General features: G+C 45.8%; 27 protein-coding genes. 23 read left to right on the top strand and 4 right to left on the bottom strand.

Annotation, left to right across the window (positions count from 1 at the left end; translation table 11 throughout):
- The first annotated feature begins 263 nt into the window (after positions 1-263).
- From EHQ17_RS14620 to EHQ17_RS14605, 4 genes are read left to right on the top strand one after another with little or no spacing between them, the layout of a single operon-like run.
- Complete coding sequence (locus EHQ17_RS14620; RefSeq protein WP_135590637.1) at positions 264-2,282, top strand: right-handed parallel beta-helix repeat-containing protein; 2,019 nt, start codon at positions 264-266, stop codon at positions 2,280-2,282.
- A gap of 39 nt (positions 2,283-2,321) precedes the next feature.
- Positions 2,322-2,636: a PLDc N-terminal domain-containing protein gene (locus tag EHQ17_RS14615; protein WP_135590638.1), complete on the top strand. Its 315-nt coding sequence runs from the start codon at positions 2,322-2,324 to the stop codon at positions 2,634-2,636.
- A gap of 6 nt (positions 2,637-2,642) precedes the next feature.
- Positions 2,643-3,671 carry a multicopper oxidase domain-containing protein gene (locus EHQ17_RS14610; protein WP_135590639.1) on the top strand — a complete coding sequence of 343 codons (1,029 nt, stop codon included), beginning with the start codon at positions 2,643-2,645 and terminating at the stop codon, positions 3,669-3,671.
- 54 nt (positions 3,672-3,725) lie between these two features.
- Entirely contained in the window at positions 3,726-4,322 is a 597-nt protein-coding gene (locus tag EHQ17_RS14605; protein WP_135590685.1) for an SCO family protein, read from the top strand.
- A gap of 88 nt (positions 4,323-4,410) precedes the next feature.
- On the opposite strand, the gene EHQ17_RS14600 is transcribed toward EHQ17_RS14605, so the two are convergent.
- The 4 genes from EHQ17_RS14600 to EHQ17_RS14585 form a co-directional block, all read right to left on the bottom strand.
- A complete protein-coding gene (locus tag EHQ17_RS14600) occupies positions 4,411-4,761 on the bottom strand; it encodes a DMT family protein (RefSeq protein ID WP_135590640.1) in 351 nt (116 codons plus the stop codon).
- A gap of 243 nt (positions 4,762-5,004) precedes the next feature.
- Entirely contained in the window at positions 5,005-5,406 is a 402-nt protein-coding gene (locus tag EHQ17_RS14595; RefSeq protein WP_135590641.1) for an Hsp20/alpha crystallin family protein, read from the bottom strand.
- A gap of 37 nt (positions 5,407-5,443) precedes the next feature.
- Positions 5,444-5,860, bottom strand: coding sequence for an Hsp20/alpha crystallin family protein (locus EHQ17_RS14590; RefSeq protein ID WP_135590686.1), 417 nt, complete (start codon positions 5,858-5,860; stop codon positions 5,444-5,446).
- 585 nt (positions 5,861-6,445) lie between these two features.
- Entirely contained in the window at positions 6,446-7,078 is a 633-nt protein-coding gene (locus tag EHQ17_RS14585; RefSeq protein ID WP_135590642.1) for a hypothetical protein, read from the bottom strand.
- Positions 7,079-7,767: 689 nt separating this feature from the next.
- Here EHQ17_RS14585 and EHQ17_RS14580 point away from each other — a divergent pair.
- The 19 genes from EHQ17_RS14580 to EHQ17_RS14490 all read left to right on the top strand — a co-directional run bounded on the left by EHQ17_RS14580 (position 7,768) and on the right by EHQ17_RS14490 (position 25,964).
- On the top strand, positions 7,768-8,091 hold the full coding sequence (locus tag EHQ17_RS14580) for a MarR family EPS-associated transcriptional regulator (protein WP_135590643.1): 324 nt from the start codon (positions 7,768-7,770) through the stop codon (positions 8,089-8,091).
- Positions 8,092-8,107: 16 nt separating this feature from the next.
- Complete coding sequence (locus EHQ17_RS14575) at positions 8,108-9,058, top strand: GDP-L-fucose synthase family protein (RefSeq protein ID WP_135590644.1); 951 nt, start codon at positions 8,108-8,110, stop codon at positions 9,056-9,058.
- Positions 9,055-9,906, top strand: coding sequence for an ABC transporter permease (locus EHQ17_RS14570; RefSeq protein ID WP_135590645.1), 852 nt, complete (start codon positions 9,055-9,057; stop codon positions 9,904-9,906). Before EHQ17_RS14575 ends, EHQ17_RS14570 begins: the two co-directional genes overlap by 4 nt.
- Positions 9,907-9,927: 21 nt before the next feature.
- The gene (locus EHQ17_RS14565) at positions 9,928-10,926 is read left to right on the top strand and encodes an NAD-dependent 4,6-dehydratase LegB (protein WP_135590646.1); all 999 of its coding nucleotides are present in this window, start codon (positions 9,928-9,930) and stop codon (positions 10,924-10,926) included.
- 5 nt (positions 10,927-10,931) lie between these two features.
- Positions 10,932-12,074, top strand: coding sequence for a LegC family aminotransferase (locus EHQ17_RS14560; protein ID WP_135590647.1), 1,143 nt, complete (start codon positions 10,932-10,934; stop codon positions 12,072-12,074).
- 19 nt (positions 12,075-12,093) lie between these two features.
- Positions 12,094-12,756, top strand: a complete 663-nt coding sequence (locus EHQ17_RS14555) for a NeuD/PglB/VioB family sugar acetyltransferase (RefSeq protein WP_167881178.1) — start codon at positions 12,094-12,096, stop codon at positions 12,754-12,756.
- Between the two features lie 43 nt (positions 12,757-12,799).
- Positions 12,800-13,687 carry a glycosyltransferase family 2 protein gene (locus tag EHQ17_RS14550; protein ID WP_135590649.1) on the top strand — a complete coding sequence of 296 codons (888 nt, stop codon included), beginning with the start codon at positions 12,800-12,802 and terminating at the stop codon, positions 13,685-13,687.
- Positions 13,662-14,717: an N-acetylneuraminate synthase family protein gene (locus tag EHQ17_RS14545; RefSeq protein ID WP_135590650.1), complete on the top strand. Its 1,056-nt coding sequence runs from the start codon at positions 13,662-13,664 to the stop codon at positions 14,715-14,717. The genes EHQ17_RS14550 and EHQ17_RS14545 overlap by 26 nt, the downstream gene beginning before the upstream one ends.
- 2 nt (positions 14,718-14,719) lie before the next feature.
- Complete coding sequence (locus EHQ17_RS14540; protein WP_135590651.1) at positions 14,720-15,406, top strand: acylneuraminate cytidylyltransferase family protein; 687 nt, start codon at positions 14,720-14,722, stop codon at positions 15,404-15,406.
- Positions 15,403-16,440: a nucleotidyltransferase family protein gene (locus EHQ17_RS14535; protein WP_135590652.1), complete on the top strand. Its 1,038-nt coding sequence runs from the start codon at positions 15,403-15,405 to the stop codon at positions 16,438-16,440. The genes EHQ17_RS14540 and EHQ17_RS14535 overlap by 4 nt, the downstream gene beginning before the upstream one ends.
- Before the next feature lie 172 nt (positions 16,441-16,612).
- Positions 16,613-17,920, top strand: coding sequence for an ABC transporter ATP-binding protein (locus EHQ17_RS14530; protein ID WP_135590653.1), 1,308 nt, complete (start codon positions 16,613-16,615; stop codon positions 17,918-17,920).
- A gap of 74 nt (positions 17,921-17,994) precedes the next feature.
- Positions 17,995-19,551, top strand: a complete 1,557-nt coding sequence (locus tag EHQ17_RS14525; protein WP_135590654.1) for a hypothetical protein — start codon at positions 17,995-17,997, stop codon at positions 19,549-19,551.
- A 12-nt stretch (positions 19,552-19,563) separates the two neighbouring features.
- Positions 19,564-20,232 (top strand): SGNH/GDSL hydrolase family protein, encoded by a 669-nt coding sequence (locus EHQ17_RS14520; RefSeq protein ID WP_135590655.1) that lies wholly within the window; start codon positions 19,564-19,566, stop codon positions 20,230-20,232.
- Between the two features lie 43 nt (positions 20,233-20,275).
- Positions 20,276-21,325 carry an N-acetylneuraminate synthase gene (gene neuB, locus EHQ17_RS14515; protein ID WP_135590656.1) on the top strand — a complete coding sequence of 350 codons (1,050 nt, stop codon included), beginning with the start codon at positions 20,276-20,278 and terminating at the stop codon, positions 21,323-21,325.
- The gene (locus tag EHQ17_RS14510; RefSeq protein ID WP_167881177.1) at positions 21,316-21,756 is read left to right on the top strand and encodes a GNAT family N-acetyltransferase; all 441 of its coding nucleotides are present in this window, start codon (positions 21,316-21,318) and stop codon (positions 21,754-21,756) included. The genes neuB and EHQ17_RS14510 overlap by 10 nt, the downstream gene beginning before the upstream one ends.
- Positions 21,740-22,594, top strand: coding sequence for a sugar phosphate isomerase/epimerase family protein (locus EHQ17_RS14505; protein ID WP_135590658.1), 855 nt, complete (start codon positions 21,740-21,742; stop codon positions 22,592-22,594). Before EHQ17_RS14510 ends, EHQ17_RS14505 begins: the two co-directional genes overlap by 17 nt.
- Positions 22,591-24,030: an aminotransferase class I/II-fold pyridoxal phosphate-dependent enzyme gene (locus EHQ17_RS14500; RefSeq protein WP_135590659.1), complete on the top strand. Its 1,440-nt coding sequence runs from the start codon at positions 22,591-22,593 to the stop codon at positions 24,028-24,030. The genes EHQ17_RS14505 and EHQ17_RS14500 overlap by 4 nt, the downstream gene beginning before the upstream one ends.
- Positions 24,031-24,039: 9 nt before the next feature.
- Positions 24,040-25,008 carry a Gfo/Idh/MocA family oxidoreductase gene (locus EHQ17_RS14495; protein WP_135590660.1) on the top strand — a complete coding sequence of 323 codons (969 nt, stop codon included), beginning with the start codon at positions 24,040-24,042 and terminating at the stop codon, positions 25,006-25,008.
- Positions 24,993-25,964 carry a Gfo/Idh/MocA family oxidoreductase gene (locus EHQ17_RS14490; protein ID WP_135590661.1) on the top strand — a complete coding sequence of 324 codons (972 nt, stop codon included), beginning with the start codon at positions 24,993-24,995 and terminating at the stop codon, positions 25,962-25,964. Before EHQ17_RS14495 ends, EHQ17_RS14490 begins: the two co-directional genes overlap by 16 nt.
- Positions 25,965-25,996 lie beyond the last annotated feature (32 nt).

The following is a 25,996-nucleotide window of genomic DNA, read 5'->3' as shown; positions in this document are numbered from 1 at the left end:
CGTTTCCTGAATCGGATAACGGTCGTTCGAATTTAAGTCTGGAAAATTTTCTCTCATAGATTTTTTGTCTTGAGTTTTTTAAAATATGTGAGCAAATGCTCATTATTCTGAACAGAGAGAAAGGAGCCGTTTTATAGATCGGAAAGACTTCAAATTCTGCTTTGCAAACGTCCCGATTTAAAAGATAAATGAGATCCCATTTCTCATTCGATTCAGTTTCAGTATACAAAAAAATTCCGGAAAACCCGGGGGTTCAACCAAAAATGAAAAAACCAGGTTTTGAATTCAGAAAAGTCATTTCTTGGGGCATGTTCCTTGTTTTAGGAATCGGTCTCGGGGTCCTCGTTTCGGCCTGTTCTGGTGACAAAAACGAAGTCGAAGGTTTCGCTCATGTATTGATGATCGATAACTCCTTTTCTCCTCCCATGCAAAGAATACCCGTGGGCGGCGTAGTCGAGTTCGTCAATTCGGGGAACAATCCGCATAACGCGATTGCCGTGGCTAAGGATTGGTCCACCGAAAAGAGTTTCGGAAATCTCGTGATGCCCCGGGGAAGTAAAACCAAAATCACATTTCCTCAGGAAGGTGTGTTTCCGTATTTCTGCTCCTTTCACGCGACCCCGGACGGCAAAAGCGGGATGGTGGGAGACGTGGTCGTAGGAAACGTTTCCTATAACCCGGCCGCGAAAGCGGGTAAGTCCTGGAAGAACGTCGCGCAATTTTCGGGAACCACACGTAAGGTTCCTTCTCAATACCCTACGATCCAAAACGCGGTGGACGCAGCGGCACCCGGAGATCTCGTCTTGATCAGCGAAGGAGTTTATCTGGAAGAAGTTACGGTCACCACTCCTTCCATTACGATCCGAGGTGTGGATCGTAACAAAGTAATCATCGACGGTCAGTTTCAAAGAGGAAACGGAATTATGGTCGTCGCCGCGGACGGGGTGGTGATCGAAAACATGACCGCGAGAAACGCCACGTTAAACGGCTTTTATTGGACGGGAGTCAAAGGATACAGAGGTTCGTATCTTACGGCGCACAACAACGGAGATTACGGGATTTACGCATTCGATTCCGTCAACGGAGTGATCGAACATTCTTACGCGTCCGGTTCCCCGGATTCTGGAATTTACATCGGCCAGTGTTATCCGTGTAAGGCGATTCTTTACGACGTGGTTTCCGAATACAACGCGCTCGGTTATTCCGGTACGAATTCAGGAGGAGAGTTATATCTCGTCGGTTCGGTTTGGAAGAACAATATCGTAGGTCTCGCTCCCAATACTCTGGACCGGGAACTTCTTCCCCCCGAACGGGAAACTACGATCGTCGGAAATCTTGTCTATAACAACAATAATCCGAAAGCCCCCATAGCCGCCCTGGAATATCCTTCCTTTGGAAACGGAATTTTGATCGCGGGCGGTCTTTCCAACGTAATCGAAAGAAACGTCGTGGTCGATCATCTCAATAACGGAATCGTGATTCTTCCTAACCTGGACGAAAAATTTTGGATTTCGCATAACAATTCTGTGCGCGATAACGTCGTTTACAATTCCGGAAGAGCGGACATCGCACTCGTCGGTCCGATGAGCACGGGGAATTGTTTTTCCGGAAACGAATACAGAACCGAACTTCCGGCCTTCTTGGAAAAATGGAACGGATGCGGTTCCTTTCTGCGTCTCCCCATGGGAGGAGATCTTTCCATGATGCTCGGCGCTCTCGGTTTGATGGTGCAGGCTTCCGGTGGAAGATTTCCGTCCGGCAATTACAAGGAACAACCGATTCCCGGTCCTCAAACGAACATGCCTTTGGGAAGTTCCGCTCCCGTAAAACCCGCGTTAACCGCTTTCGAGGATTTCAATCTGGATCTGAATAAAATCCGACTCCCCAAAGAAGCGGACGAGGTTTTGAAGAACGTTCCTAGAAAACCCGCCCCCACCACGGGCGCGATCACCCTCGTAAAACCGATCAGTTTGTTTCCGTTCTTCTATCATTGGTTGGGATTTTTGCTTCCGTTTGCGATTTATATCTGTTGGACGTCGATGTCCTTGTTCGATCTTAAGGATCGGAGCGACCTGGACCGGAACCGCAAACTCGGTTGGATCGCGGCGATCACTCTGATTCCGATCCTAAGTTCGGCGGTTTATCTTCTGGGCGGAGGAAACAAATATCCTTCCTGGTTCAAACGGACTTTGGTTTGGGGCGGAATCATCGCGTTCTTCCTTCTTTTGGCTTACACCGGCATTTCGCTTATGAACGGAGTCGGAACCAAAACGATCAGTTGATCGATTTAGAATATTCAGAATTACTTAAGGAGAAACACAATGGAACAAAACGTAATCGGCGGACCCGGATTTTTCGCTTTATTATTCAACTTCTACGGATATTACTTTCCGTTCATACTCTACACTCTACTGGCGCCTTTGGCGCTCGTGGATCTCGTAAAACGGGAGGACGTGGATTCCAAGATCGGATCGATTTGGACGGGCGCGATTCTTCTCGTTCCCATTTTGGGGGCGGGCGCTTATCTTGTTGCGGGCGGATCCAAACTTCCCTCTTGGTTGAAAAGCACCCTCGTCTACGGGGGAGTGGGGTTTTTAGCGCTGATCATTCTGATTACTTCGGTCGCTAAATTCTAAACGTCGTTGAATCGAAAACAGTTTCTCAAATGGATCGGACTGGGAGGCGCCGGGCTTGCTGCCGGAGCCGGGATCAGTTCGATCGGAGATAAGGAAGGGGGCGGAGGATTTCTTTGTAAGGTCCGCCCCGGAATCGTGGGGGTCAACAAGGAGTCCACGATTCCCGGAAATCCGGGTAATAATTCGTACGGAAGTATGGTGCATCCTCCCTTCCAAACGGATCCGGATTATCTTTCGAGAATGGATTTGAAACGTCTTGCGGAGACGGAAGTCCCTTCGTCCGGACCGATTTTAAAAAGACACTTGAGCATCGTCGAAATGCCTCTTACGATCGCACACAACACGGTCGTAAAGGCTTGGACGTTCAACGGATCGGTTCCCGGTCCGGTCATCCGAGCGAGGCTCGGGCAAAAAATGGAAATCACTTTGCGGAACGATTCCGAACATCCGCACTCGATTCACTTTCACGGAAGTCACGATCCCAACGAAGACGGTTGGGAACCGATCGTAACCGGCGGAGAAAAGACGTATAAGCTCACCGCGGGACCGATCGGATTTCATCCGTATCATTGTCACGTTCCTCCTTTGGCGAGTCATATGGCCAAGGGTTTGTACGGCGGATTGATCGTGGATCCTCCGGGAGGTCGTCCTCCCGCCCACGAGTTCATGCTCATTCTTTCCGGTTGGGATTTGGAGGACAAGGGGAGAAACGATATCTATTCGTGGAACGGGATGGCGGGTTTTTACGATCGTTATCCGATCAAGGTTCCGGTCGGTCAAAAGGTGCGTCTTTATATCGCAAACATGTGTGAATACGAGCCGGTCGCCTCGTTCCACTTGCACGCGCAAACCTTCGACGTCTACAGAACCGGAACGAGGCTGACTCCGGACGATCATACGGACGTGGTTACGCTCGGACAAACCGAACGTGTAGTAATCGAATTCACTTTGCCGAAACGGGGAAGATACATGTTTCATCCACATCAGACAAAAATGGCCGAGAACGGAGCCATGGGTTGGATCGTCGCCGTTTGATCGGTTTCGTCTAACGTTTGTAAACTGTTGGTCATCAATCTTTGGGGGAATCCTTTGAAGGAAAAAATCCTAGTTGTATCGATTCTGATCCTTGGCGTCGGGATCGGTTTTTTCGGTTGGAAAAAATTCCAATCCCGATCCGGAGAGGTTCGGGATCCCGTCGTCGTAAACGAATGGTCCTCTATTTCACTCAAAAATACGGAAGGTAAGGAAGTGATTCCTTCGGAAATTCCGGGAAAACTGAAACTTGTCTACTTCGGATTTTCCCATTGTCCGGACATGTGCCCGAGGGCGTTGCTCGATATGTCCTCGGCGGTTCGGATTTTAGGGGAGAAGGGGAATTCTTTGACTCCCGTTTTTATCAGCGTAGATCCGGAGAGGGATTCTCCCGAACTACTTGCAAACTATGTAAAGCAGTTTCCCGGGAAACGTTTGCTCGCGTTGACGGGGGAAAAGTCGAAGTTGGATCGTCTGCAAGCGGCCTTCGGGGCCGTTTCCAAAAAGGTGAACAATCCGCAGATCGAAGGAGGTTACACCGTGGATCATACCGTTTTTCTTTACGTGATGGACGATCAAAACAGGATCGTTGCCGCGTATCCCGGGGGAACGGACGGTAAAATTCTCGCGGACGAGATTCGTCGTTTTTTGTAAATTCGGGGGGAGGTTTTCCGGAGAACGGACTCATGAAATTCTCCCTTTTACTTTTCCGGGCCACGGTCGGCACCGTTCATCAAAACCTTCAGCGTGCCGGCGTTTTGTCGTAAAAGGCGAACGCGACCGCACCCAAGATCAAAATAAAACTTACCGCGTGATTCCATTTGATTTTTTCTTTGAGAATCAAGGACGCGAAAACGATAAAAACGGAAATGGTAATCACTTCCTGTAAAATCTTGAGCTGAAACGCGCTGTAACCTTCTTCTCCGTAACCGATCCGATTGGCCGGCACCATCAGTATGTATTCAAATAACGCGATTCCCCAACTCAAAAGAATCGTAAGGGGAAGGCTCCATCCGTGAAAAAATTTCAAATGTCCGTACCAAGCGAACGTCATAAACAGGTTGGAGCAAAGAAGAAGTAGGAAGGTTTTCATAAAGGAAACTTCGTAAGAGCCGGATCGGATGACAATCCGAAATCGGAAACGTCGTGGGCGGAAGGAAAACGAGAACCCGTTTCAAAAGAAAACCCCGGGGATTCCGGGGCGAATGTGGGTTTTAGACTTCAGGTAAGTATAACGTTTACGGACTACGTTGCGTTTTCACGTCGAGTTCGAGGGAGGCTCTCCGTCGCCCTGGCGGATTGTTTCGAAAGATCGGCCAGGGCGTTCGGAAAGCGGTTATTTGGAGCGAACCTCGATTTTTTTCGTCAAAGGTTTTCGTTTCGGAAGAGTGAGATGCAAAACCCCGTTGTTGTAAACGGCGGTGATACGATCTTCTTCGACCGATTCGGTGAGGGTAAAGGTTCTTTTGTATTCTCCGGTTCTGAATTCCGAATAACGGAGTTCGCCGGGAGGATTCTGTTCCGCGGTTTTTCCGGAAACGATCAGTTGATCCTTTTCGATTTGAACCTGAACGTCCTTTTCCTCCACTCCGGGAAGATCCGCAAATAGATGGATTTGTTCTTCGTCCGAATAGACGTCCACCCTCGGAGTTAGAATTCTCGTTTTTTCCCTTTTTACTTCGGTTGCACTTTTATACTCTGCGTTTTCGGTTTCTCTGTTTAATACTGCGTTAGTCATATTCAATTCTCCTTATGTACTTTGGATCTGTTGCGGTTTATTTTGTTTGAATCTGGATCTTCCTCGGTTTTACATTTTCGCGGATCGGAAGGGTCAAGGTCAAAATTCCATTTTTGAATTCCGCCGTGGTTTTTTCCGGGTCCACTTCTGCGGGCAGTTCGAGCGATCTTTGGAACTTTCCGTGGAACCGTTCTACACGAACCGGGCCTGTTTTTTCCTTGGGAAGATCCGAACCGACTTCTCCACTCAGGCGAAGTTGATTTCCGCTTACGGTGATATCCAGGGATTCGGGTTGGATTCCGGGAACTAAGGCCGTTATGCTGATTTCATCCGCTCCTTTACGGATATTCAGAGCCGGATAGGCGCTTCCTCCGTTTCCGACGAACGGGTCCCAAAGGTTCGAAATTTGGTTTTGTAGTTTATGAAGGTCTTCTATCATTCTGAATTCGTGTATCATTGGATTTCCTCTTTTGGCAATCTGATTCTTAGAGTGCCAGATTGTTAAAAAAGTTCAATTCATTTTTTAATTTTTTAGCACTCTTTTTTTAGAAGTGCTAAATTGTTCAAGGGGAGAGGATGAGCTCGCCGGCGTGGGAACTCTCACACAGCTCGGGCTCTCCCCGGTGCGTCCTTGGCTCGCCGCGTGGGAACTCTCACACAACTCCGGGCTCTCTCCGGTGCGTCCTTGGCTCGCCGCGTGGGAACTCTCACACAGCTCGGGCTACCCCGGTGCGTCCTTGGCTCGCCGCGTGGGAACTCTCACACAGCTCGGACTCTCCCCGGTGCGTCCTCGGCTCGCCGCGTGGGAACTCTCACACAGCTCGGGCTCTCCCCGGTGCGTTCTCGGCTCGCCGCGTGGGAACTCTCACACAATCGGGCTCTCCCCGGTGCGTTTCTCAAAATGGTTTCAACTAGGTGATGATTCGGAACTTAGATGCGGTTGCGTGATGGGTGGAAGGAAGGTTCGCCTTGGAGCCAGCATCGGTAAAGGGAGCGGGCCCCAAGGTCGGTCGATTTGAGGATTCGTAAGAAAGCGAATTTATCTTTTTTTCGCCTTCTTCTTAACGATTTTCTTTTTGGCGGCTTTTTTCTTCGCCACCTTCTTTTTGAGAACTTTCTTCTTCGTAGGTTTTTTCTTTGCGGATTTTTTTGCAGTAGCCTTTGCGGTTTTCTTTTTGGCCGCTTTTTTCTTGGCTACCTTCTTTTTCGCAGCTTTTTTCGCGACGGCCTTTTTAACGGCAGCCTTCTTCTTTGCAGAACCAGATCGAACGACGGATTTGTCTCCTTCGCTCATTCGGAAGAAAGAAGTTTCAAAATCGCGATTCTTAAAAGAGACAAGCGCTCTTCCGATCAATTCATCGACGTCGCTCGTCTCTAAACCTTCGTTCGCGGATTCTACGAAATCGTACGAAAGGTGGGCAAGTCCGCAACGCAGATAACTCGTGAGTTTCTCTTGAGACGCTCCTTGGCGTGCGAGACCGTGCAACCAATCTCTGAGAATTTTTTCGCCTAGGGCGAACGTTTCTTCGGGTTGAGCGGATCTTCCCGATTTATGAATTTCATCATTCAGTTTTTGGTGAACGAGAGAGTAGTCTTCTTCAAAGGCTGGATCCAAGATATCATCTTCGATCAGCCTTGCGTCCAATTTACGGACAATAGCAGAGTCGGCCATACTGTTAGAATCTCCTAAAATATGCGGGGCAGAAATTGGATATACTTTGATCTAAGAATGGTTTCTGCAAGAAAAAAGTGAAACCGCGCCGGAATTGAAGTTTCGTTTCTCCCTTTCACGCTGCATTCATCGTAAATTCATCCGATCCTTCGAACACAAAACTCTTTTCGGAGAAAGAAGCAAACGATCCGTTGCCGCAAGACCGGTCTCTTCCTTTGTTCCAGGCAACGTTCCCAAGAAGAGGCAAGTATTCCGCAGAATGGAACGCAAAAAAAGCAAGGAAGTCGTACGAACTCGCTCCCGTCTTCTCGGGAATCGACAAGAAACGACAAGAATCAATGACAGAATTCCGAACCTCAATTCGTTCAATAGTTGAACAAATTTCCTTGACTTCCTTACTTCCCTTGTACGCAATGAAAGGAAGGACTTTGGGACCCACCCGGCGAAGCTATGCACTTCGGTTTTACCGGTTTCAAACCGGCCGGCAAACGTTTCGAGCGTCTCCGGATCGACTTACAAACGTTTGTCGAAACCTTCCTTTGCGGAATTCATTCGATCGTAGTCCCGTATCTCCGAAACTTGGATCTTTCCGTTTGTATAAACCGGACCGAATCTTCGGTTTTGGTCGAATCCGATCCGATTTCGTTTTCGTACGATCCTAGTTTCGTTCCTTTCACCCGAACCCAGTTATGGATGACGCACTCAGACACAAGCTGCTGAAAATTCTCGAGGAAAATCCGGAGGTCAATCAGCGTGAAATTTCCGAAATCCTCGGAATCAGTTTAGGAAAAGTCAATTATTGTATCAAAGCGTTGATGGATAAGGGTTGGGTAAAGGCCAGAAACTTTAAGAACAGCAAAAACAAATTGGCCTATGCGTATTTTCTGACGCCTATGGGGCTCGAAGAAAAAGCGGTGTTAACCGTCCGCTATCTCAAAGTCAAATTGCAGGAATACGAACAAATTCAAAAGGAAATCGAAGAACTGAAAAAGGAAATAGGGGAAGGGGAATAATTACTTAGGATCGTTTATGCAGAAGAATTCAAGAATATTTGTAACCGGCCACAGAGGGCTTGTAGGTTCCGCGTTGGTGAAAGTTCTCCGAGAAGCGGGTTATGAAAATCTGATTTTAAGAACCCGCTCCGAGTTGGATTTGGCGGATCAAGCCGCAGTGGATGAATTTTTTAAAGAGAATCGACCGGAATACGTTTTTTTAGCCGCGGCGAAGGTGGGCGGAATCATCGCGAACAATACGTATCCCGCAGAGTTCATCTATTCAAACCTTCAGATCCAAAACAATATCATAGACGCGTGTTTTCGGACGAAAACCCAAAAGCTGCTTTTTTTAGGTTCGTCTTGTATTTATCCGAAATTCGCCACACAACCGATGGACGAAGACCAACTGTTATCCGGAAAACTCGAACCAACCAACGAACCCTATGCGGTCGCGAAGATAGCCGGGATCGTCATGTGCCAAAGTTACAATCGCCAATACGGAACGAATTTTATTTCCGCGATGCCCACGAACCTTTACGGCCCCGCCGACAACTATCATCCTGAAAATTCGCACGTTTTACCCGCGCTCATCCGTCGTTTTCATGAGGCGAAAAAAAACGCGCTTCCCGAGGTGGTGATCTGGGGAACGGGCAATCCGTTGCGGGAGTTTCTGTTTTCGGAAGACTTAGCCCGGGCCTGCGTATTTTTGATGAATTCCTACGATGCGAAAGGACAACCGAACGGCGGAGAAATCGTGAACGTTGGTTCCGGTATCGAGGTAAGTATTCGAGAACTTGCGGAGACGGTTAAATCCGTGGTCGGTTATACGGGGACTTTGAAATTTGACCTCACCAAACCGGACGGAACACCGAGAAAACTTTTGGACGTGAGTAAACTGCATCGGATGGGTTGGAAACATCAAATCGAGTTGAAAGACGGAATTAGGATCGCGTACGAAGATTTCTTAACAAGGAACCTAGGATGAAAAAAGAAGAAGACTGGGACCTTGTGATCTCCTCCGAAAATCGTTGGTGGAATCTAAATCTATCGGGTTTATGGAAATACAGGGATCTGATCCGTTTATTCGTATATCGTGATATAGTTGCGAAATACAAACAGACCATACTCGGACCGTTATGGCATATCATTCAGCCTTTGTTCTCCACGTTCGTATTCAGCGTCGTGTTCGGGAATTTCGCTAAAATTCCCACGGACGGAATTCCGCATATCGCGTTTTATATGTCCGGAATCGTACTTTGGGGGTATTTTTCCAATTCCCTACTCGGAACTTCCAACACGTTCGTCAGCAATTCCGCTATTTTCGGAAAGGTTTATTTTCCTAGGCTGACGGTTCCGGTCTCCGTCATCATTTCCAATTTGATCCAACTCGGAATTCAATCCTCTTTGTTCGTGATCATATGGGTGTATTATAGATCCCAAGGAACGATCCCTTCCTTGAATTTCGCCTATCTTCCTTTGGTGCCTTTGTTAATCGTTCAACTCGGCGTGCTCGGGTTGAGTTTCGGGATTTTAGTTTCCTCTTTGGTCACGAAATACAGGGACTTTACTTATTTAATCGGATTCGGAGTCCAACTGTGGATGTACGCATCACCGGTGGTTTATCCTTTGGCGGAAGTTCCCGTGGATATGCGTAAGTATGTGGATTGGAACCCGATCGTTCAGATCTTGGAAGTATTTCGCTTTATATTTTTCGGAAAAGGTACGGTCAATCTACAGTCGTATCTGTTCGGTTGGTTTATCACGCTTTTAGTTCTTACATTCGGCGTGTTTCTGTTTAATAAAATCGAAAAGACCTTTGTGGACACTGTTTGATCGGATAAGATACGGGGTTTTATGCAGTTAAAAGGAAAAAAAGTCGTGGTTACCGGGGCAGACGGATTTATCGGTTCTCATCTCGTCGAAACTCTTCTCGAAGAAGGTGCATCGGTAAAAGCATTCGTATATTATAATTCATTTAATAGTTGGGGATGGATCGACACTCTCCCTGCCGACAAAAAGGAATCCGTAGAGATTTTTTCCGGAGATATCCGCGATCCAAACGGGGTAAGGACGGCTTTGAAGGGAGTTGACGCGGTATTTCATCTTGCGGCTCTGATAGGAATCCCGTACAGTTACCATTCTCCTGACAGTTACGTCGATACGAATGTCCGCGGAACGTTGAACGTGTTACAGGCGGGAAGGGATCTCGGTTTGGAGAAGATAGTCGTTACCTCGACTTCCGAAGTTTACGGCACGGCGTTGTACGCTCCGATCGACGAGAAACATCCGCGCCAAGGACAATCACCTTATTCGGCGACAAAAATAGGCGCCGATTCGCTTGCGGAATCCTTTTATCGGAGTTTCCAGCTCCCCGTCGTTATCGTTCGCCCCTTTAACACCTACGGTCCCCGACAATCGGCTCGCGCCGTGATACCGACGATCATCACACAATTGTTAGATGGAAAGACGGAGATAGAATTGGGGGCATTGGATCCGACTCGGGATTTGGTTTTCGTAAAAGATACCGCGAAAGGTTTTGTGGAACTCGCTAAATCGGAACTCGCCCTCGGACAGGAAGTCAATATTTCTACCAATTTCGAAATCGCGATCGGCGAACTGGCGCAAGAAATCATCTCTCAGATCAATCCGAAGGCCAAGATCGTTTCCGACGAGAGGCGTAAACGCCCTGACAAAAGCGAAGTGGAAAGACTGATCGGCGATAATACCAGATTAAAATCGTTTACGGGATGGGTTCCGGAAGTAAAACTCAGGGAAGGTCTGTCCAAAACCATCGAATGGTTCCGCGTCCCTCAAAATAGAGCGGGATACAAGTCCGGCATCTATAACGTATAATTCAAATGGAATATTCTGAAATTCTAAAGTTTATACGTTCCCTTTATCCTAATCGCGAAAACGTCCCTCTTCATGAGCCCGTTTTTTCCGGAAACGAAAAGTCGTATTTGGCGGAATGTATCGATTCTACGTTCGTTTCCAGCGTGGGAAAATACGTTGACGAATTCGAAAAAAAAATAGCCGAGTATACGGGCGCAAAAAAAGCGATCGCGGTAGTCAACGGCACACAGGCCCTTTTTATAACCTTGAAATTGGCCGGTGTCGAACCTGAAACGGAAGTGCTCACGCAATCTCTGACTTTTATCGCGACCGCAAATGCGATCCAATATACGGGCGCGATTCCGCATTTTTTGGACGTAGATCCCGATACGATGGGATTGAGTCCGGAGGTTCTCTCTAACTTTTTGAAAAATTCGACGCATAACAAAAACGGAAAGTTGTACAACCGAGTTTCCGGAAGGGCGATATCCGCCGTCGTTCCCATGCACACGTTAGGTCATCCTTGTCGAATTTCCGAAATAGCGCGTATTTGCGAAGAATACTCGTTGCCGTTGGTCGAAGACGCCGCGGAAAGTCTGGGTAGTTTTGTGGACGGTAAACATACCGGTAGATTCGGACTTTTGGGAACCTTGAGTTTTAACGGCAATAAGGTGATCACAACCGGGGGCGGAGGAATGATCCTAACCGACGACGAGGAGACGGGTGTAAGAGCGAAACATCTCACCACAACCGCGAAACTTCCGCATCGTTTCGAGTTTATTCACGATGAAGTAGGTTATAATTTTAGACTTCCGAACATCAACGCGGCGTTAGGCGTTGCACAGATGGAAAAACTTCCCCGTTTGTTGGAATCGAAACGCGAGATCGCGGAAAGATACGCGGATTTTTTTTCGAATACGGAATGGAAATTCGTTTCGGAACCCCCGTTCGGAAAATCCAATTACTGGTTGAATTCTGTCCAATTTAGGAATCATTCCGAAAAGGACGAATTCTTAAATTTCTCCAACGACTCAGGCGTCGCTACACGTTCGCTTTGGAGGCCGATGCATCGACTTTCCGTTTATGCTTCGTGTCCCAGAGGAGATCTTAGGATTACGGATCATCTCTACGATACTGTGGTGAATTTGCCGAGCAGCGCGCGAGTTTGAAATAGAGGATGGAAGATTTTTGAATAAACATGAGAAACGATATCCTTTGGAAAAAGTTGCCATTATCGGAGCAGGTGATTTTGCCCGTGAAATTTTGACTTGTATTAAAGATATATTATACTCGTCCAAAAAAATTCACGATAGAATCATTTTTGTTGAGCCGGATGACGGGTTTACCGAAAGAAATATCCATGATTTTAAGGTGATCCCCCAATCTCTCTTTGATCCTTCGGTTTGGTCGGCCGTCGTAAGCGTTTCGAATCCGGAAAAAAGAGAAAAAATAGTCGGTCATTTACCGCATAATACGCATTTTGCGACCGTCGTTCATCCGAGTGCGGTAATTTCCGAATGGGTGAATATAAAAGACGGAAGTGTCGTTACGGCCGGCTCGATTTTAACATGCGATATTACCGTTGGGATGCACTCCCAGTTAAACCTACATACGACCATCGGACATGATACGATTTGCGGCGATTATTTTACAACCGCACCCGCGGCGAATATAAGCGGAGCTTGTAAAATAGGGAATCGAGTTTATTTCGGAACGAATTCCAGTATTCGTCAGGGCGTAACGGTATGCGATGACGTGACCGTCGGTATGGGCTCGGTTGTGATTAAGGATATTTCGGAACCCGGTATTTATGTCGGAAGCCCCTCTCAAAAACTTGTTAAACATAATTAAAATATTTCGAGTCGATACTTTCGATTTCGAAGTTTAAAAAACTGTGTCTGCAAATACGGTCGCCTTTTTTTCGGTAATTTTTCCGAACAATATTAAATTTTTCGAATATTTCATTGATTCCTTAACGAAACAGAGTTATTCTAAGTTCGATTTGGTTTTAGTCAACGACGGATGTGAATCCCTGGATAGAATCCTGGCTTCCTTTCCCGAAGAAAAATTGGTTTTGCTTTCGTGTGATGGAACTCCCGCCGGCATACGCGAGTTCGGATTGAATTATCTTCGTTCCTCCGGTTATGAATACGCGATCTTCGGAGATACTGACGATACGTTTTCGGAAAATCGGGTCGAAGCGGCTTTGGACCTTCTCGAGAGTAGGCATTTAGTCGTCAACGACATCGATCTGACCGACGTAGATGGGAAAAAAAAGAATGAATCTTATATCGGCAAACGATTCGGAAAGAGTTTCGATTTTACACAAGGTTCATTAGAAAATTATAATTTTGCAGGATTGGGGAATTCCGCTATGCGATTGTCCGGTCTTCCGGCGGTAAAAATTCCGCCGGATTTGCTCGCCGTGGATTGGTTTTTTTTTACGAAATACTGGAGCGGGGAGGCTTCGTTTACTTCGGAAGCCAAAACGTTCTATCGGCAGTACGGAGCCAATTCGGTCGGTTTGGGAACTGTCTCCGAAGAAAGTGTGTTGAGGTCGTTGAACGTAAAACTCAAACACTACGAAACGTTGTCGGTCGATTCTGGCGTCTTTAAAACTAAGTCCAAAAGAACCAGGGATACGATCGAAGCGATTCGATCCAGAGCGATATTCGAAGAATATTATAAAAAAGTAATCCGTTTTCTTCCCGCAAATCCGCTTTGGTGGGAAGAAGGAATGTTATTCGAGGAATTTGATGAAAATACAATTAACGCCGAGTAAGGAAGTTTACAATTACTGCGAACCGTACATAATCGCGGAAATCGGAGCGAATCATAACGGAGACATCGAACTAGCAAAACGTATGATCGATTCCGCCGTATCCACGGGAGCGGACGCAGTTAAGTTCCAGTCCTGGACCCCCGACTCTTTGATTTCCAAAGAGGAATACGATAGAAACCAGACGTATAACGATTCTAAAAAGAAACACTTCGGTTCCTTAAAGGAAATGGTGGAAGCCTACTATCTAAATAAGGAACAACACTACGAACTGGCCGAATACTGCAAGGCGCACGACGTAGATTTTCTTTCCACTCCTTTCTCAAAGGAAGAGGCGGATTTGCTTCAAAATCTGAACGTCCCATTTTTTAAAATCGCTTCCATGGATTTGAATAACTTGGAATTGCTAAAATATACGGCATCTTTTGGGAAGACGGTCGTCCTATCCACCGGAATGGGCTCCTTGGCCGAAATCGAAACCGCCGTGGAGACGATCGAAAAACAAGGAAATTCTAATATAGTTTTGTTGCATTGTATTTCCATTTATCCTCCCGCGTACGAGGACATTCACTTGAATAACATTCCCATGTTGGAAAAGACGTTCGGTTATCCCGTGGGATTTTCCGATCATACGATAGGCACTTCGATTCCTTTGGCGAGTGTTGCTCTGGGAGCTTGTATCATAGAGAAACATTTTACTACCGATAAGAACTTACCCGGTTGGGATCATGAAATTTCCGCGGATCCGAACGAGATGAAGGAGATATGTCTTCAGTCTAAAAACATCGTTCGATCGCTCGGGAGTTGGAGACGAACCGTTTCAAAGGCGGAGCAGGAAAAGAAATTCAAGTTTAGAAGATCCGTCGTCGCCGCGAAATCGATTTCCAAAGGTAAAAAAGTTTCTTTAGACGATTTCCTATTTAAAAGACCCGGAACCGGAATTTCTCCGAACGAGGTTTACTCTTTGGTAGGTAAGATCGTTTCGCGGGACATCGCCGAGGATCAGGTTGTGTCTTGGGAGGACTTCGTTTAATCATGTTGGCCATTATACCGGCGCGCGGCGGATCGAAAGGATTACCGGGAAAGAACGTACGTCCCTTACTCGGAAAGCCGCTCATCGCATATACGATAGAAGCCGCTAAACGTTCTAAAGAGATAACGAGGATCGTAATTTCGACGGACGACGTCGGAATCGCCGAAGTCGCGACATCTTACGGGGCCGAATTGCCGTTTATGAGGCCGCCCGAATTGGCGACCGATACCGCGTTAGGAGTGGATAACTACATTTATACGATCGAACGATTGGAGAGGGAAGGAAACGAAATTATAAAATCGTTTGTGGTGCTTCAACCGACTTCACCGTTGAGAATTTCCGAAGACATAGACGGAGCGATCCGTCTCTTCCGTGAACGGAACGCGGATTCGGTGGTCAGTTATACGGAAGAAGCGCACCCGGTCGTGTGGCATAGATACGTGAACGAAGATCTGAGTTTTCAAAACATCTTCGAAGAGAATATTAAAAATCGACAGGACAATCGAAAGTCTTATTATCCCAACGGTTGTGTGTTCGTTTTTAATTCGGAGATGATCCGTAAGAAACAGTATTATTCGGATCGTTCCTACGCATATCTGATGCCGAGATCCCGTTCGGTGGATATCGATACCTTGGAAGATTTCGAATATGCAGAATATTTAATGGAAAGAAGCGTAAATCAAAAATGAAAAAAAGTCTCGTTCTTTCGGAAAACTCTACGTTGGAAGAGGCGTTGAAAATATTGGACGATAACGGAAACGGGACTTTGACGGTCGTGGATGACCAGGGACGTTTAATCGGATTGATCACCGACGGCGACGTAAGAAGGGGAATTTTAAATAAAAAAACCGATCTCAAGGATTTTATCAATTTTCATCCGTTGAAGTTGTCTTCGAGCACATCACGCTTAGAAGCGCTTAAAATATTAAGATCCGCGCATAGAAGACAAATACCGATCGTGGACGATCTGGGCGTTCTAAAGGATATTCTTATTCTCGACGATTATGAATTCGCCCCGAGAACGAACGTCGTGGTCATTATGGCGGGCGGCTTGGGAACTCGATTGGGCGATCTGACCAAAGACGTTCCGAAGCCCATGCTCAAAGTGGGGAATCGCCCCATCTTGGAAAACATAATCACATGTTTTAGAGACTTCGGATTTTACAGATTTATATTATGCTTAAATTACAAATCCGAAATCATAAGGAACTATTTCGGGGACGGATCGCAGTGGGGCGTAGTGATCGATTACACAGTAGAAGAAAAAAGGTTGGGCACCGCCGGTGCGTTAAGTCTGATCTCTAAGGACAAAATCGACGATTCGTTTTTCGTTACCAATGCGGACATCTTGACCACGGTGGATTTCGTTTCGTTTTTGGAATTCCACAAGCGATCCAAAGCGATCGGCTCCGTTTGCGTCAAGAAGAATCAATATCAGATTCCCTTTGCTAAAATCAATTTCGACGAACGTTTTCTGATCGAAGAAGTGCAGGAAAAGCCGACCGTCGAATATTTCGCCAATGCGGGAATTTACGTTTTTAAACCGGAAGTTTTGGATCTGATTCCTTCGGATTCGTATTTCGACATGCCCGATTTACTCGAAAAAATTAAAACGACAAACTCCGGCTTATACGCCTACGTCATGGAAGATTACTGGTTGGACATCGGTCGCAAAGAGGATTATCGAAGGGCGAACGAGGATCTAAATTGGGGAGAATTTTGAAAAAATATCGATCCTTGGTTCTAGGATGCGGAAATATCGGAGCGGGAGAGACGTTTGTTGCTTTCTTTTTTATAAAATGTATCTTTCGAACGCTACAAAAATCAAAAATATCAAGTAACGGCTTTTTCAGTCGTGAAACAAATTAGATCGTATTTTATACTTTAGGAAAGTTATGAACGATATCGCAATTAAAATCGAAGACGTATCCAAATTGTATAAACTCGGATTAGTCGGGGTGAATACGTTAGGTGATGATTTAAATCGATGGTGGCATTTGATTCGAGGCAAATCGAATCCCAATTTTGAAAACGTAAAGACCAACGACAGAAATTCCACCGAGAAGACGGATTACGTATGGGGTTTGAAAGACGTTTCCTTGACCGTAAAAAAAGGCGAGGTCGTGGGAATCATCGGAAAAAACGGTGCGGGTAAGTCAACACTACTCAAGATCCTTTCCCGCGTGACGAACCCCACGAAAGGTTCCATCAAAGTCAGAGGTAAAATTTCCAGCTTACTTGAAGTTGGTACGGGATTTCATCCCGACTTAACGGGTAGAGAAAATATCTTTTTAAACGCGGCAATTCTCGGAATGAGTAGGTCGGAAGTACTTTCTAAGTTAGATGAAATCGTGGACTTTGCCGGCGTCGGTATATATCTCGATACTCCCGTGAAACGATATTCTTCCGGAATGTATGTTCGTTTGGCGTTTGCAGTGGCGGCGCATCTCGAGCCGGATATTCTGATTGTGGACGAGGTTCTCGCCGTGGGTGATGCGGAATTTCAACAAAAAGCGATCGGAAGAATGCAAGCCGCAACACAACAAGAGGGGCGTACGGTTCTGGTGGTGAGCCACAACATGGCATCGATCCGAAAATTGTGCAAACGAGGAATTGTCTTACACCAGGGTTCCGTTCTATACGACGGGGAAACCGAAGGCGCCGTCGCTCGATATTTAGGACAGGAAGGAAAAGCGACGCGGTTGAAATTGGAAGCGGACGAACTCAAAAACGCACTCGAAGAACAACGATTTGTCGATAAGGAGATTATTTCCGTACAATCCTTATCGATATCCGATTCGGCGGGACTTCTTAAGGGTTCGTTTAAAAGCGACGAGGATATCGTCATTAACGTCGGTTTTTCGGTGATCGAAGAAATTGCGGATTTCCGATTGTTAATCGTGGTGAACGATAGGATCGGTAACGAAATTTTAGCCACGTGTTCGACGGATGATCCCGAAATGCAAACGTATAAACGTTTGAAACCCGGAAAGTATAATTGGAAGTGTGTCTTAAAGAAGAATACGTTCGGCGGAAATCAATTTTTCGCATCCGTCTATCTTTCAGATCCTTCCATTCATCACGTTCGTTTTCAAAACGTATTCGCTTTCGAAGTCAATTTTTTAGGATACAACGGAATTACGAAATACGTAAACGGAAGCACTCCGATACGACCTCAATTCCAATGGAGTTTAGAACGGTGATGTTTCTTTCCAGGTTCCTGCCGTCGAGTACGAACGAACCAGTCTCTATTCGATAAATATTCTAGAATTTCAGAATGAAAAAGAACACGAAAAATATCCGTGCGATTTACGGCTCGTTTATGTACGATTTGCACGAGCTGGTCATTTCGAGTCTGAAGCGGAATTATAATTTCGAACCGATCTATTGGTTGTCTTCCGTGAGTACGTTCGATAAAATATCCCGTGAATACCCCGATGCGATTCTACATGACGTAATTTCCGCGAGGAGGGGGATTCGACCCGATTCGATCCAAGATTCGGAGTTTCCCGCATTGGACGAAACTGAGATCCATAAGTATAGCCGATACGAGTCGGTGGCACTGACCATGATGGATCGGTTTGATGCGACCGGATCGATGTTTCCTTATAGACAGCGAATCGAATACTATTATTCGGAACTGAGATATTGGATCGGAATCGTCGATTCTCTAAAACCGGACGTTTTCGTTTCTTACGTTATTCCGCACGCGGTTACCGATTATATTTTGTATGCCGTTTGCAAAGAGAAAAAAATTCCGGTTCTTATGGTGGACGCGACCGCCGTCGTTGATCGGTATTTTTTGATCATCAACTCGATCGAGAACCACTCTTTTTTTATTTCTGAAAGACTAAAAACAAACCGCAAAAAAAAGTCCGAAACGATCGAAAAGGACGTCGAGCAATTTATCGGAAAATTAAAATCTTCTTATGAACTTGCCATTCCGAAATACATGAATATGCAGAAGGACCATTCCTCTAAGAATCCCTTTTGGAAAGAGAAGTGGGACGACTTTAAAATTTTGATCGACGGAATTTTTTCCAAGTCGCGTCCTTTCGGAAAACAACACGTTAAATTTAATACGATTCCCATAAAACGGAACGGCGCTACTCTCAATCAAATTAGCTTTATCTTATATAAATATTGGTCCAACCATAATCGGCGAAGGCTGCTTAGATTGTATCGAAATCTTTCCGCTTCCCCTTCGTTTGATGAGAAGTATATTTATTTCGCGGCCAATTATCAACCGGAAGCCACTACTTCCCCGAGTTCTGGCATTTACGCCAATTTAGTTTTAATTATCCGGCTTTTGTCCTCCTTATTACCCGCCGATTGGAAAATTTATTATAAAGAACATCCTGCGACCTTCTGGTCGATTACGGAAGCGCATATGTCCAGGGATGAGGAATACTACCGACTTTTGTCTGAAATTCCGAAATTACGTATCATACCTACCGAAGTTCCTTCCTTCGATCTGATTGATCATGCGGCCGCCGTCGCTTCGGCTACCGGAACCGCCGTTTTAGAAGGTGTCGTCAGAGGAAAACCTGGACTACTTTTCGGCGAATCTTGGTTCTGCGGAATGAAGTCCATTTTTCGTATCCACTCGCGAGAGGATTTAAAAAGGGCCTTGGATAAAATTCAAACCGGTTATCGACCGAATGAAAAAGAAATACGAGAGTATTTGTACGCGGCGTGCGAGGCGGCATTTCCCGATTTATTGATCCGTGATTTTCATAAAAGGATCGGTCACGCGGAGGATCCGGATTCGGAAATGAGGAAGATCGCCGATGCAATCGGCGTCACTTACAAAAGGTCGATCGGGAAGTACTGAGGTGTGGGAAGTATGAGAAAGAAGGTGTTGTTGCTGACCGATTCTTTAGGACTTCCTCGAATGAATACTCCTACGATTCAGGATTCCGATGTCTGGACGTACTCCGTCGCGGAAAGATTGAAAGAAAAATATTCCTTTTATTTTCAACGGATCGGCGGTCTTCATACGAGGGAATTGGTTAGTCACAGTCAATTCGGTTATCTAGCGGGCTACTCTCCGGATATTATCATCCTGCAGATAGGTATAGTCGATTGTACACCTCGATCGGTGAGTGAGAAGGAATTGAAACTATTTCAATTTTTACCGGATAGAATTTCGAATATCATTCACTCCTACGTCAAACGCAATCATATCAAATTGATAACTAAACGTAGGATTAAATACGTTCATCCGGACGAGTTTAAGGACAATCTAAAACGGTTTAAGGAAATTTTTAAATACGCCCGCGTTTTCGCCGTAGCCATTTCTCTTCCAAACGCAACGCTTTCAAAGAAAAATCCTTTTTTATCGGAAGCCGTCGGAATTTATAACGGAATACTTAAGGAATTATTCGGAAGTTCTTTTATCGACCCGTATCCCGCAAAGGATGCGGATCGAATGCTTTTGGAAGACGGTATACATCTTTCCTACGACGGTCATATGGCCGTTGCAAAAGCCGTCGAAACCGTACTGAAATCCTAAAACGACCTGTGAGTTTATACTTTAAATATTTGTGAAACGATTTATGCTCGAAATACCGAATTCTCAAAACCTTAAACCGAAGCCGTCCTACATCATCGCGGAAGCGGGTGTAAACCACAACGGTGATTTGGAACTTGCAAAAAAATTGATATACTCCGCCAAGGAAGCGGGGGCCGACTGCGTAAAGTTTCAAACTTTCGTGGCGGAAGAGGTTGCAAGCGCGCGCGCTCCCAAAGCCGATTACCAATTGAAAGTGACGGACGCGCAGGAATCACAATTGGATATGTTGAGGAAATTGGAACTTCCTAGAAAGTCATATCCCGAATTGATGCAACTGTGTAAGTCTATCGGAATCGATTTTTTATCCACACCTTATAGTATCGGGGACGCGAACTTCCTCAATTCTTTGGGAGTGGAGGCGTTTAAAATCGCTTCCGGACAATTAGTGGAACCCTATTTTTTGGAAGTCGTGGCTAAGTTCGGAAAACCGATCATCTTATCGACCGGAATGGCGACGTTAGCCGAAATTGCCGACGGAGTAAAAACGGTTAGAAACGTCGGGAACCAAAAGATCGTCGTTTTGCAATGTACGACGAATTATCCCTCCAGAATCGAAGACGCAAATTTAAGGACTATTCCCATGCTGAAAGAAGCGTTAGGAGTTGTCGTAGGTTATTCGGATCACGTAGAATCGAATAACGCGTGTTTTGCGGCTGTGGCATTGGGGGCGCAGGTGATCGAAAAACATTTTACCTTGGATCGTAAGCTGCCCGGACCGGATCATTCTTGTTCGTTAGAGCAGTCCGGCTTTTCGGAATTGGTTCGGGGAATCCGCGAAGTGGAGGCTGCCTTGGGTTCTTCCATTAAGGAACCTACGGAAGCGGAAGAGCGGAATAAGATAGGAATGCGAAGAAGTGTAGCGGCGAATCGGGATATCGTTATGGGCGAGACGTTCACCTACGATATGCTTTGTTTCAAAAGACCGAACACCGGGCTTGCTCCGTCAAAACTCGCCGACATCATAGGTAAAAGGGCGACTCAAAACATAACGAACGATACTTTATTGGAATTGTCCATGGTGGATTGGACTTGAATTTGGATTGGGTCAGGATCGATAGAAACAAACTGGATCTTTTGGATCGTTTTTTATCGTTAGCCGGAGATTCTTTGAGTACCTTCCGTTACTTCCGGAATCGACCGACGAGCGCGATCGAAAATCATATCGTCACTGTGTTACTTCTCGCGGATGATCATCCGGTTGCCTACGGACACTTGGATCCGGATGATTCGAAAATTTGGTTGGGGATTGCGGTCGTTCAATCCGCTAAAGGTCTAGGTTACGGAAAATTAATGATGAATTATTTGATTCGGTTTGCGACGGAACACAAGATCGAAAAGTTAACCCTTTCCGTGGATAAACCCAATTCGACTGCGATCCGGTTGTATATAAAGAACGGATTCGTAAAAGTCGGAGAGACTGAAAAATACGAAATCTACGAGTGGTTGAATGAAAATCGCGGTTAGTACACTGGCCTTTATCGGCATACCGATTCAAGACGTCGTTGAATTGGCGACAAACAATTCGTTTCAAATCGAGTTTAGCTCCGGATTGCCTTACATGGAAAATATGGAAGCAATCTATCTTTCTAGTGGAATAGAAAGACTTCCGCACAATTATTTTCCGGCCCCTAAGGAACCTTTCGTACTCAATCTTGCGAGTACTGATCGGGAAATAAGGGAAAAGTCCATTGAACATTGTAAACGGGGTTTGGAGTTGGCGGCGGCCTCCCGGTCTCCCTTTTTTGCCGCGCACGCCGGATTTTGTATCGATCCGAAACCGGAAGAGCTCGGGAGAAAATTGAAGCAGGATCGGGAATTTAATAGGTCAACCAATAAGGAGATTTTCATAGAATCGATCCGCAAAGTGTTAGATTATTCTAATATTCTTAATATGCCTTTTTTAATAGAAAATAACGTCGTCGCGGCAATGAATTTAAGGGAAGACGGTAGGAATCCGCTCCTTTGCGCCGATCCGGATGAAATTTTAGAAACAGTGAATATAATAAAAGACGAAAATTTCGGAATACTCTTGGACACGGCGCATTTAAAGGTTTCCGCAGGCACTCTTTCCTTCGATGCGGACGAGGCCGTGCTTCGACTAAAAGCCGTTATACGCGGATTGCACCACAGCGATAACGAGGGGGTGCTCGACACCAACGATCGTTTGACGAATCAGTATTGGTTCTTGAAACATATGCGGTTTTTCCGCGAGGCTCAGCACGTTTTGGAGATAAAAAGACTGAATATCGATGAAATCCTAGAACACTTCGATTTGTTAAAGAATGCGGCCGGTGTAAATTGAAAGCCACGGAAATCACAGTTTTCGAAACGACCACACTCAAAGAAGCGTTGGAGTCCTTGGATCGAATCGCGCTCGGAATAGTTTTCGTCGTAGATCGGAATCGGAAACTTTTAGGAGCGCTCAGCGACGGAGACGTTCGTCGTGCCTTATTAAACGGGGCCGTTTTAACGGATTCCGTCGTAACGGTTATGAATCGGAAATTTTTTTCCTTACCGGTCGGTACCGATAACGAACGGATCGTCCGTTCCTTCTCCGAGCAGATTAAGATCATTCCGCTCTTAGATTCGGAAGGACGGGTCGTAGATTTTGCGACGAATAAAAAAGTCCGTCAAATTCCGGTCGCGGCTCCGCAACTGGACGGAAACGAATTGGCTTACGTCACCGATTGTATAAGAACTTCCTGGATTTCATCGCAAGGGAAATACGTACGGGAGTTCGAAAGTATTTTTAAAGAGAAGATGAAAGTTGCCGGTGCCTTGGCCGTGAGTAACGGGACCGTGGCGCTTCATCTTGCTCTTGTCGCTTTGGGAGTCGGAGAAGGAGACGAAGTGATCGTTCCTAATTTCACCTTTGCGGCTTCCGTAAATGCGATCTTGTATGCCGGGGCGGTTCCAGTCTTGGCGGATATCGATCCTAAAACTTGGAATCTTTCCGTCGAGACGATCATTCCACTTTTGACCGAAAAGACCAAGGCGATCATGCCGGTCCACTTATACGGTCATCCTTGCGATATGGCTCCCATATTGAAATTAGCGGAGGAAAAAAATCTTTTAGTCGTCGAAGATTGTGCGGAAGCATTGGGCAGCAAGTATAAGGGAGTCGAAGTAGGCTCCTTCGGAGACGCGGCTACGTTCAGTTTTTTCGGAAATAAGACGATCACTACGGGTGAAGGAGGAATGGTGTTGTTTCGAAATTCCGAATCGGCAGAAAGGGCCGCCGTTTTGCGCGATCACGGTATGTCCAAAGAAAAACGCTATTGGCACGTGGAGGTGGGATTCAACTATCGTATGACCAATTTGCAGGCGGCGTTGGGAGTCGCGCAAATGGAAAGGTTGGATCATTTCGTTTTTAGAAAAAGAAGTATAGCAGAATATTATAATTCTATATTAAAGAATATATCCGGAATTACGCTTCCCCCGGAGGAGAGCTGGGCTTGGAATTCGTATTGGTTGTATACGTTTTTGTTACCCGAAGGAAATGAAACTAGGATGCAACTGACCGAACGTATGAATTTGGACGGAATCGAAACCCGCCCAGTATTTTATCCGATCCATTCCATGCCGCCTTATCAAGGTTATATTCGATCGGATTTGTCGGTTTCGGAATCTATTTCCCGAAGGGGATTTAGTTTACCGAGTTCCGTCAATTTGACGGAAGAGGATATGTATCGGGTAGGCGAATCTTTAAAACGCCATTTGCCGTCGATCATCGGATAACGTAATAAGATGAAAACAATTGCCGTTGTCGGGACGGGACAATTAGGAAGCCGCCATTTACAGTCCTTAGGAAGATTGAACGAAAAAGCGGAACTCTTCGCGGTGGATCCCAGTAAAGAATCGTTACACTCCGCTAAAAAGATATACGATCAATTCAAGACCGTTGATTCTCCTAAGTTGGAACCGTTGACTTCTATCGCCGATCTACCGAAAAAAATGGATCTTGTTATCGTCGCCTGCAATTCCAAAGAGAGATTGGGGATTATCCGATCGCTGATCTCGAATGTGGAAAAAATTCACGATCTAATTCTGGAAAAAATATTGTTTCCTAATCTTTCCGATTTTGACGAAGCGGAAAAAATGTTTCTTTCCTCCGGTATTCGGGTTTGGGTGAACTGCAACAAAAGATCGAATTCAACTCTGTTTACGGATTTTGAAAACGTTTACGACGGAGATGGTCGAATCGATTTTTCCGTTTCGGGTAGCGATTGGGGATTGGCTTGCAATTCCATACATTTTCTGGACGTGTTTGCACACCTAACTAAAAATAACGAACTTACTCTGAATGCCTCTTTGTTGGATCGTGAAATCCTTTCCTCCAAAAGATCAGGATACGTCGAATTTTCGGGAATTCTATCGGGTAGCACGATCAACGGGGATACAATCAAAATCGAAGATAGAAGAGGGATGAAACTTCCTTTTACGATGAGTCTAGCAACCTCAAAACTCAATTGGAAGATCAATATGAAATCCGATCTTTATGAAATCCAAGACGGATCCGGTCTTAGACAGATACCGATTCGATATCAGAGTCAGCTCAGCTCTGAAATCGCGGACGATTTGTTCACGAGAGGAACTTGCGATTTACCTTCGTTCCAAGAGAACTCCGTTCTTCATAAAAAAATGCTCGTTGAGCTGATTCGGCATTTAGACGAGATCGGTTTTAAGGATCCGGAAGTTCAATGTCCGATCACTTAAAACGAACGAACGTCCTGTTGGTAGGGACCGGATATATGGGAGCGGAATACGCCCGTGTTCTGAACGCGCTTAAGATTCCGTTTCGGGCCGTGGGTAGAAGCCGGACTTCTTGTGACGTATTTTTCGAGAAGACCGGAGTACAAGCAATCGTCGGCGGTTTGGAAAACTTTCTGACGTCCGATAAGGACCAGAGTTATAGCCATGCGATCGTGTCCTCGAACACAGAATTTCTCGGAGAACATTCCGCACTTTGTCTTAAAAGCGGGATTCATAAACTTCTCGTAGAAAAGCCGGGCGGTATCACGACCGACGATATTGAAAAATTATACTCTCTTTCTTCCGCTTTCAACGGTGAGATTTTTATCGCTTATAATAGAAGATTTTATTCCTCCGTTATCGCCGCGCAGCGGATGATAGAGGATGACCGGGGTGTCACATCGTTTACTTTCGATTTTACCGAATGGCCTCATACCATCGAATCTTTGTCTCTGCCCATCCTCGAAAAAAGAAATTGGGTTCTTAGAAATTCATCGCATGTAATCGATCTTGCTTTTCATCTTTGTGGAAGGCCGATCGAACTAATCCCGAGATCTTTCGGCGGGTTGGACTGGACGCCGAAATCTATTTTCGTGGGAGTCGGAGTCTGCGAGAATCACGTTCCATTTTCGTATCACTCGAATTGGGAAAGCGCAGGCCGTTGGGGGCTTGAAATTCAGACTAAAAATAGAAAGATAATATTCCGACCTTTAGAAAAATTGCATATACAAATGACTAAAAGCGTTTCGATTGAAGAGGTCGTCTGCGACGAATCCGGTTTAGACCGACTTCACAAGCCCGGTTTGTATCTCCAGGTGAAACATTGGTTGGAAGGTGAGACCGTGAGACTGTGTTCTTTGCGCGAACACCTTGACTCGATCCATACCGTTTACGGTCCGATCGCGGGTTTTAGGTTCTAAAATATCCTCGCGCGTTAGGTGTCACCGTGATT

The sequence above is a fragment of the Leptospira gomenensis genome (genome assembly GCF_004770155.1).
GTDB classification, from domain to species: domain Bacteria; phylum Spirochaetota; class Leptospiria; order Leptospirales; family Leptospiraceae; genus Leptospira; species Leptospira gomenensis.
This window is presented reverse-complemented; position numbering and strand designations above follow the sequence as displayed.